The following is a 7,160-nucleotide window of genomic DNA, read 5'->3' on the forward strand; positions in this document are numbered from 1 at the left end:
AAATGTTCGTGACCGGTTGATGACAGCGACGCTCAAGGCAGATGGAGCGCTTTCGCCACGTCGGCCCAAGGCACGAACTTGAAGTTCTGGGTCTGCTCGGGCATGCGCTTGCGACCATCCTGGACCACCAGCATGCCTTGGCTCCACGGCCCGCCGAGGTTCACCGAGGTCACCTCCAGGCCATCGGTTTCCGAGGCGCCATCAATGCCCGCGGTCGCGTTCAGGCCGACCCGGAAGCCACCGCGCACGGCAAAGGGCGGCTCGGCGTCGAGCACCAGGTAGCTGTCGTTGCCCTGGCTGGAGATCACCAGATAGTCGCGGCCCTTGGCCTGATACAGCGCCATGCCTTCGACGTCAGCGTGCAGCGGCGGACCGACCTTGATCACAGCGCTCAAGGTCGCCGGCTGGTCGGCCCGGGCATCCACTGCCCAGACGCCCACGTCTTCCTCACCCAGGAACAAACGCTGGCGCTGCTCATCGGCCACACAACCTTCGGGCTGGCTGGCGACGCTGAACTGGCGCACTAACTGGCCTTGCACTACGCCGCCCGGCGCGCTGAGGCGGTACTGCTCGAAGCGCCCATCCTTGCCGTTGGCGAAGGCATACAGTTCACCGTCGGCCGGCTGGAACAGGCAGATGCCGTAGATTTCCTGCAAGGACGTCGCAATCTCCCCCGCTTCGCGCAATTCGCCATTGGCGCGGTCGATGCTGAACAGGCTCAAGCTGTTGCGATCACGGTTGCTGGCCACTGCCAGATCGACGGTCTGCGTGCCCAGCTTGAAATTCGCCCGCACATCGACGTTGTTCAGGCGTCCGACCGGCAGCTCCTGCAGCAACTTGCCTTGCAGGTCGTAGGCCAGCAGGCCTTGCTTCTTGTTGGTGCCCAGCACCCGGCTCAACCCGGGCGTGGTCGGATGCACCCAGATCGCCGGGTCATCCGCGGCGTCGCCCTGACGGGCCACCGGCTCGCTCTGGGCGATGGCGGCGACACTCGGCAGGACCGGCGCCAATGGCACGGGGCTGGGTTGCCAGTCGAGTTCACCCTGGTACAGGCGTCCGTCGTCATCGTCGCGCAGCAACACTTCGATGCCGGTTTTCGTCCGGCGTGTCGCAAGGCTTTCCGGCTCCTTCAGGCCCGGCAGCGATAGCTTGGCGCGTGGTGTCCAGGTTTCGCCGTCCGGCTGATACAGGTGCAACTGCGCGGCCTTCGGGTCGAGGCCCAGCACGCCGCCGGACACCGTTGCCAGGGCGCCGGCCGTGTGCTGGATGTCGCCGAATGGTGCGTGCATCGCCACGGGCACCCGAACAGTCTCGGCCTCGGAGGATGCGGGGTAGGCCCACCAGCCGACCCGCTCTTCGTTGACGAACAATTGCTGACTGTCGTCCTGCACCTGGCAAGTCTTCGCATCGGGTGGCAGCGGCAAGCCACGTACTCGTTGGGCAGCCGCACTCAGGTGCTCGCCCGCGCCGACCAGCCATTGCTCACCCTTGCCTTCTTCACCCACCAGGAACACAAACAGGTTGCTCGCCTCGTCGCGGTACAGGCACAGGCCGTTTACCGGGAAGTCCCGCGGGGGCAGGTACAGTGGCTTGCCCCACTGGCGTTTTTTTGGATCAAGGCTGACCAGCGTGGCTTGCTGCCGCGTGTTGTCGAGGCTGGCGACCAGTACGTTGGCGCCCAGGGCACGGCTGTCGAGGCCGTCGAAAGCGCCTTCCAGGCGCGTCAATTCGCGACCCTGCTCATCGAGCAAAAACAAGCCCTCCCGGGCACTGGCCAGTCGTTCGGTGGTTGCAGCACCTGGAAGAAACCCCAGAGCGTTGAACGACAGTTGCTGGGGATGAGACCAAGGTTGCAGCTTCAGCTTGGGCGTCGGAGAAGCCGCCAGGGCAGCGGCCGATGCCAGGCTGATCAGCATCGCCAGCAGGCCGCACTTGGGTAAAGACAACATCGTGTTCAACGGGAAAATCCTTGTCATTGGGCCGAACTCACAAATCGCAGGTCCATTATTTCTGTGGCGAGGGAGCTTGCTCCCGCTGGGCTGCGTAGCAGACCTCTGTTGTGGGTGCTACGCACCCAAGCGGGAGCAAGCTCCCTCGCCACAGGGATTGGCATCGCTGATCAGAAATGGGTAAACGTCAGCCCCAGCTTGTACGTCGGGCCGTACTCTTCGTACTGGCCGTTGTAGGAGCGGTGGCCGGTGTAGACGAAATACGACTCGTCGGTGAGGTTCTGCGCCTCGAGGCTGACTTGCAGGTTCTTGGTCAGGGAATAACGCGCGCTGAAGTCGACGAAGGTCTGGGCGTCGACGTGCAGGTCATGGTCGCGGTCGCTGATGGACGCCAGCTCGAACAGGTATGCGGACTTGTAGTTGGCCGACAGCCGCAGGCTCAGCTTGTCGTTTTCCCAACCCAGCATCAGGTTGCCGACCGTGTCCGACTGGTTCGGAAGATCGATGCTGCGCTTGCGCTGGGTACCACTGGCCTGGTCGAAGCCCTCGATCTCGGCGTCCGAACGGCTGAAGGTGGTGTTGGCGCCCAACAGCAGCCCGTTCCAGGGCGCCGGCAGCCAGTCGAACTTCTGCGAGTAGGCCAATTCCAGGCCATACAGCTTGGCGCTGTCGCCGTTGGCGTAGCTGTGGGCTTCGGCGAAATTGGTCCAGGCGCCGGTGCCGGCCAGGTCAGTGTTGTAGACGAAGTTCTGGATGTCCTTGTAGAACACGAAGGCCGAAACCGTGCCGGCGTGGCCCATGAAGTGCTCGATGCCCAGGTCCAGGTTGCTCGACTCCAGCGGCTTGAGGTCAGGGTTGCCGAAGGTGGCCTCGTCATCGTCGATGACAAAGCCTGGCGCCAATTGCCCGAAGGTCGGACGCACCACGGATTTGGTCCAGGCCGCACGCACCTGGGTGTTCTTGTCCAGTTGATAGCGCGCGTGCAGGCCCGGCAACCAGTGATGGTACTTGCGGCGAGTCTCGGTACCGGTAAATACCCCGTCGGTGGCACCGGTGCCCTTGGCTTCGAACTCGGTGCCTTCGTAGCGCATGCCGGCGATGAAGCGCCAGTCATCGATGTCGATGGTGTTCATCAAGTACCCGGCGTTGATGTCCTCGCTCATCTTGAAGTCGTTGACGCGCGACTCTTGCTCGTCAAAAAAATCATCGCGATTGAGGCCGCCCAACAACTGCTTGATGGCATCGGCGCTGATGCCCGGGCCGAAGCGGCCGAGACGGTAGTCGACGTTGCCTTTCTGGAACTGCCCGAGGTTCAGCTGCTCGTCGGTGAAACCCAAATCATCGAAATCCCCGTAGACCCAGGCGTCCAAGTCGTTGTCCTTTTCGCGTCGGCTGACTTTGCCTCCGAACTTGACCTGGGAGGCATAACCACTGAGGTCGTAATCCCGGGCCAGATCGAGGCGAAGGTTTTTCTCGGTGTCAGTGGTCTTCTGTTCTTCCCAGTCCACCTTGTCGAGGCTGAAGTTGGCCGGATCGTAGAACCCCGAGCCGATGATCGGCCGAGGTTTGTCGTTGCCGTAGAAGCCGCCGTCGAAGCCATCGATGCCTGCGAAGGTGGCACCGGCGATGTGGCCGGGGCTGTCTTCGCTGGATTGGCTGTAGCCGCCCTGACCACTCAGGGTCCACAGACCGAACATCCGCTCGCCGCCGAGCACGTAGGATTGGATTTCCTGGGTTTCTTCCCGTTGTTTGAGTTTGCGCTCGCCCTCGGCGTCGCCCAGTTCGCCGACGGCCTGTGGGTCTTCGAAGGCGAGGCTGGCGGCGTTGCGGGTTTCGCTGTCCTTGTAGCGGCTGTAGAGCGTGCGCAGGTAATAGCTGCTGACATCATCGGGCTTGTAGTCGAAGTTCAAGCCGCCACCGGCCCGCTCCCGGCGGATGTCGTAGTCGCGCTGTTCGAACTCTTCAAGGCGTGAGCCCTGCTCGAAATCCCAGGCGCCGCCGGTTTCGACGTTGTCCGAACCGAAGTCACGCTTCTGCCAGCTCAGTGCCGCGGCCACGCCGAAGTTGTCGATGCCGTCGCCGAGGCTGAAACGGTTGCTGATGGCGCCGGAAAATTTAGGGCTGGTCTGGCGGGTGTTCTTGTCATAGCTGGCTTCGCTGCTGCCGGTATAGAACAGGCCCTTGTGATCGAAGGCCGAGAGGCTTTTGACATCCACCGTACCGCCCAGGGAGTTCGCGTCCATGTCCGGCGTCAGGGTCTTGATCACCGACAACGATTGCACCAGTTCCGAAGGCAACACATCCAGGGCGACGGCGCGACGCTCGCTTTCCGGGGCCGGCACCAGGGTGCCGTTGATGGTCACGCTGTTGAGGTCCGGTCCCAGGCCGCGCACGCTGACAAACCGGCCTTCGCCCTGGTCACGCTCGACGCTGACACCGGGCAGGCGCTGCACCGCTTCGGCGACGTTTTCATCCGGCAACTGCGCCACGCCGTCGGCATGCACCACGCTCTTGATGCTGTCGGCGCTACGCTGCTCCTTGAGGGCCTGATCGATACTCGCCGCCTGGCCGACCACTTCAACGTGTTCAGTGGCGCCGGACGCTTGCTCGGCGGCGCTCAGTCGCTCACTGGCAATGGCCATGGCCAACGCGGTAAAGGTGAAACCGACGAGCCCGGCAGTGCTTGTGCGGTGGTACATGGTGGTCCTCCCCAGGAATCCGCAAATCCGCCAGGCAATGGCCCGGCAACTGGGAGGGCACGCTAGGGGTGGGGAATGACGGTTCTGTGACAGGGTTTGGCTGGAGGGGCTGCAATCGGCCGATTTAGGGGGGCTCGCGAGCCGGAATGAGCTGAAATGACCTACTGGAACCGTGCTCGGAAACTTCGTGGCGAGGGAGCTTGCTCCCGCTGGGGTGCGTTCGTAGGAGCTGTCGAGTGCAACGAGGCTGCGATCTTTCCCCAGTCACTTGAATCTCAAGCGAAAAATCAAAAGATCGCAGGCTTCGCCAGCTCCTACAAAGTCGAGCGGGAGCAAGCTCCCTCGCCACAGGGCGGTGTTGCCGCAAAAAAATCCGAATGACCGATGAGCTGATTCGACCTCCCCACCCCCATTACCCGCCGTCACCGCACTGTCACATCCATCTGCTGTGCTGGGCCGCATTCCGCTTCTGGCAAAGGATTCCGGCCATGTTCTCCGTGCTGCGCCCGCACCGCCTCAAACTCGCCCTGCTCCTGCTGGCGGCCAACCTCGGGTTGATCCTGCACTTGGCCTGCGGCGAACTCAAACCCGTCGCCGAATGGGTCTGGCTGGACATCCTCGGCGAAGGTGGTTCGGCGCTGCTGGCGCTGGTCTGGCTGGGGCTGGTGCTGAAAAGCCGCCCGGCCGGACGGGTCACCAACTACCTGATCCTGGGCCTGGGCTGCATCTTCTTTTCCTGGTGGATCGACAGCCTCGATGAATTCATCCGCCTGCCCGACAGCATCACCTGGGATCACTGGCTCGAATCCGGGCCCATGCCGGTGGGCATGATCCTGCTGACCCTGGGTATCTATCACTGGCACCGCGAACAGCTGGCAATCAACGGGCAAATGGAAAAGCGCGAGCGGTTGTTCCGTGAGCATCGTCTGTTCGACAAACTCACGCCGTTGGGCGGCGCCGACTTTCTCAAGCACGAACTGTCCGCCAGCCTGGAAGACAGTCGACGCCGCCAGCAACCCTTGTCGCTGCTAGCCCTGGACCTGGACAACTTCACCGCTATCAACCAGCGCTTCGGCCACGGCGAAGGCGATGCGGTGTTGCAGGCGGTCAGCCAGTTGCTGGTCTTGAACCTGCGCCGCCAGGACCTGCTGTGCCGCCTGGCCGGTGATCGCTTCGTGGTGCTGCTGCCCGACACCGGCGAGAGCCAGGCCCGACGCCTGGCCCTGGAGCTGGAAATTGCGGTGCGCAGCCTGGCCCACAAGACCCGGCAACACAGCGAACGGTTGCAACTGGTCGCCAGTACGGCGGTGGTGATGGCGTTCGACGAGTCCCCCGAGGCCTTGCTCAAACGCCTGAACCTGGCGCTGGCCCAGTCCCGGACCACGTTGGCGAAAAGCGCATGACGCTCAAGACGTGCTGGTACGAAACCGACAGCCGCTTCATTCCGGGGCACTATCAGCCTGCCGCGCTGATCGACCTGGCGCTGTCGCGGGACATCGACAGCCATCGCCTCCTGCGCGGCACCGGGCTGTTCCACGACGATATCCTCGCCGGGCAGAGCCGCATCAGCCCGCAGCAGTTCCTCGGCCTGATCGACAACAGCCGGCGCCTGCTGGACGCCAGCGACAGCAGTTTCCTGTTTGGCCAGCGGCTGTTGCCGGGGCATTACGGTCCCGCGAGCCATGCCTTGCGCCATGCGCAGAATCTGCACCAGGCCCTGCAAACCCTGATCGACCAGCAGACGTTGCTTAGCCCGTTGGCGGCCCCGCGTCTGTTGCTGGACGAGCACTACGCCTACGTCCATTGGTTGGACAGCTGCGGCGCCGGCGAACAATGGCGCTTCGTGTTGGAAGCGAGCATGACCTCGATGGTGGCGATGAGTACCTGGCTCAGCGGCGAACGCCTGCCTTGGCAGTGCAGCTTTCGCCACAGCGAACCACGCTACGTCGAGCAATATTGGGTGCACCTGGGTGAACACACCCAGTTCGACCGCCCCCTGGACCTGATGCGCCTGCCCCGCCACTGCCTCGCCCAGCCCTGGCCCAACGTCTCGGCCACCGCCGGCCAGGTGGCGCGGACCGAAGCCCGGGACCAGCTCGAGCGACTGGGCTTCGCTTCAAGCTTCCTGGATTGCCTCTACGACTACCTGCACGCCCAGGTGCAACAGACGCCGAGCCTGGAACAGACCGCCCAGGCCTTCGCCATGAGCCCGGCGACCCTCAAGCGCAAGCTGCACAAGCACCGCACCGGGTTCCAGCAACAGGTCGACCGGGTGCACACCCATGTGGCGTTGTATTTGTATCAGGTCAAGGGGTTCAGCAACGAGGAAGTGGCGCAGTACTTGAGTTTCAACGATACGGCGAACTTCCGGCGCTCGTTCAAGCGCTGGACCGGCAGTACGCCGAAGCTGATCCGGCAGTTGTTGATGTTGGGGTGAGATTTGTCGCGGCTCAAGAAATGCTTGGGTGTGACACTGTCGTGGCGAGGGAGCTTGCTCCCGCTCGGTTGCGCA

At 63.2% G+C, this 7,160-nt stretch carries 5 protein-coding genes; 3 read left to right on the top strand and 2 right to left on the bottom strand.

Annotated features, from left to right (window positions below; genetic code table 11):
- Nucleotides 1-32: 32 nt before the first annotated feature.
- Nucleotides 33-1,949, bottom strand: a complete 1,917-nt coding sequence (locus tag AD659_RS11730) for a phytase (protein WP_162277318.1) — start codon at nt 1,947-1,949, stop codon at nt 33-35.
- 170 nt (nt 1,950-2,119) lie between these two features.
- Nucleotides 2,120-4,648 carry a TonB-dependent receptor gene (locus tag AD659_RS11735; protein WP_053121320.1) on the bottom strand — a complete coding sequence of 843 codons (2,529 nt, stop codon included), beginning with the start codon at nt 4,646-4,648 and terminating at the stop codon, nt 2,120-2,122.
- Nucleotides 4,649-4,804: 156 nt separating this feature from the next.
- On the opposite strand from AD659_RS11735, the gene AD659_RS11740 reads away from it, so the two are divergent.
- The 3 genes from AD659_RS11740 to AD659_RS11750 all read left to right on the top strand — a co-directional run bounded on the left by AD659_RS11740 (nt 4,805) and on the right by AD659_RS11750 (nt 7,085).
- Nucleotides 4,805-5,029, top strand: a complete 225-nt coding sequence (locus tag AD659_RS11740) for a hypothetical protein (protein WP_053121322.1) — start codon at nt 4,805-4,807, stop codon at nt 5,027-5,029.
- Nucleotides 5,030-5,136: 107 nt separating this feature from the next.
- Nucleotides 5,137-6,051, top strand: coding sequence for a GGDEF domain-containing protein (locus AD659_RS11745; protein WP_018610429.1), 915 nt, complete (start codon nt 5,137-5,139; stop codon nt 6,049-6,051).
- On the top strand, nt 6,048-7,085 hold the full coding sequence (locus AD659_RS11750) for an AraC family transcriptional regulator (RefSeq protein ID WP_053121324.1): 1,038 nt from the start codon (nt 6,048-6,050) through the stop codon (nt 7,083-7,085). Before AD659_RS11745 ends, AD659_RS11750 begins: the two co-directional genes overlap by 4 nt.
- Nucleotides 7,086-7,160 lie beyond the last annotated feature (75 nt).

Origin of the sequence: Pseudomonas thivervalensis (genome assembly GCF_001269655.1) — a bacterium.
GTDB classification, from domain to species: domain Bacteria; phylum Pseudomonadota; class Gammaproteobacteria; order Pseudomonadales; family Pseudomonadaceae; genus Aquipseudomonas; species Aquipseudomonas thivervalensis.

Coding starts and splice junctions, on each gene's coding strand:
- AD659_RS11730 (WP_162277318.1), bottom strand. CDS start 1,949: ATGTTGTCTTTACCCAAGTGCGGCCTGCTGGCGATGCTGATCAGCCTG.
- AD659_RS11735 (WP_053121320.1), bottom strand. CDS start 4,648: ATGTACCACCGCACAAGCACTGCCGGGCTCGTCGGTTTCACCTTTACC.
- AD659_RS11740 (WP_053121322.1), top strand. CDS start 4,805: ATGACCTACTGGAACCGTGCTCGGAAACTTCGTGGCGAGGGAGCTTGC.
- AD659_RS11745 (WP_018610429.1), top strand. CDS start 5,137: ATGTTCTCCGTGCTGCGCCCGCACCGCCTCAAACTCGCCCTGCTCCTG.
- AD659_RS11750 (WP_053121324.1), top strand. CDS start 6,048: ATGACGCTCAAGACGTGCTGGTACGAAACCGACAGCCGCTTCATTCCG.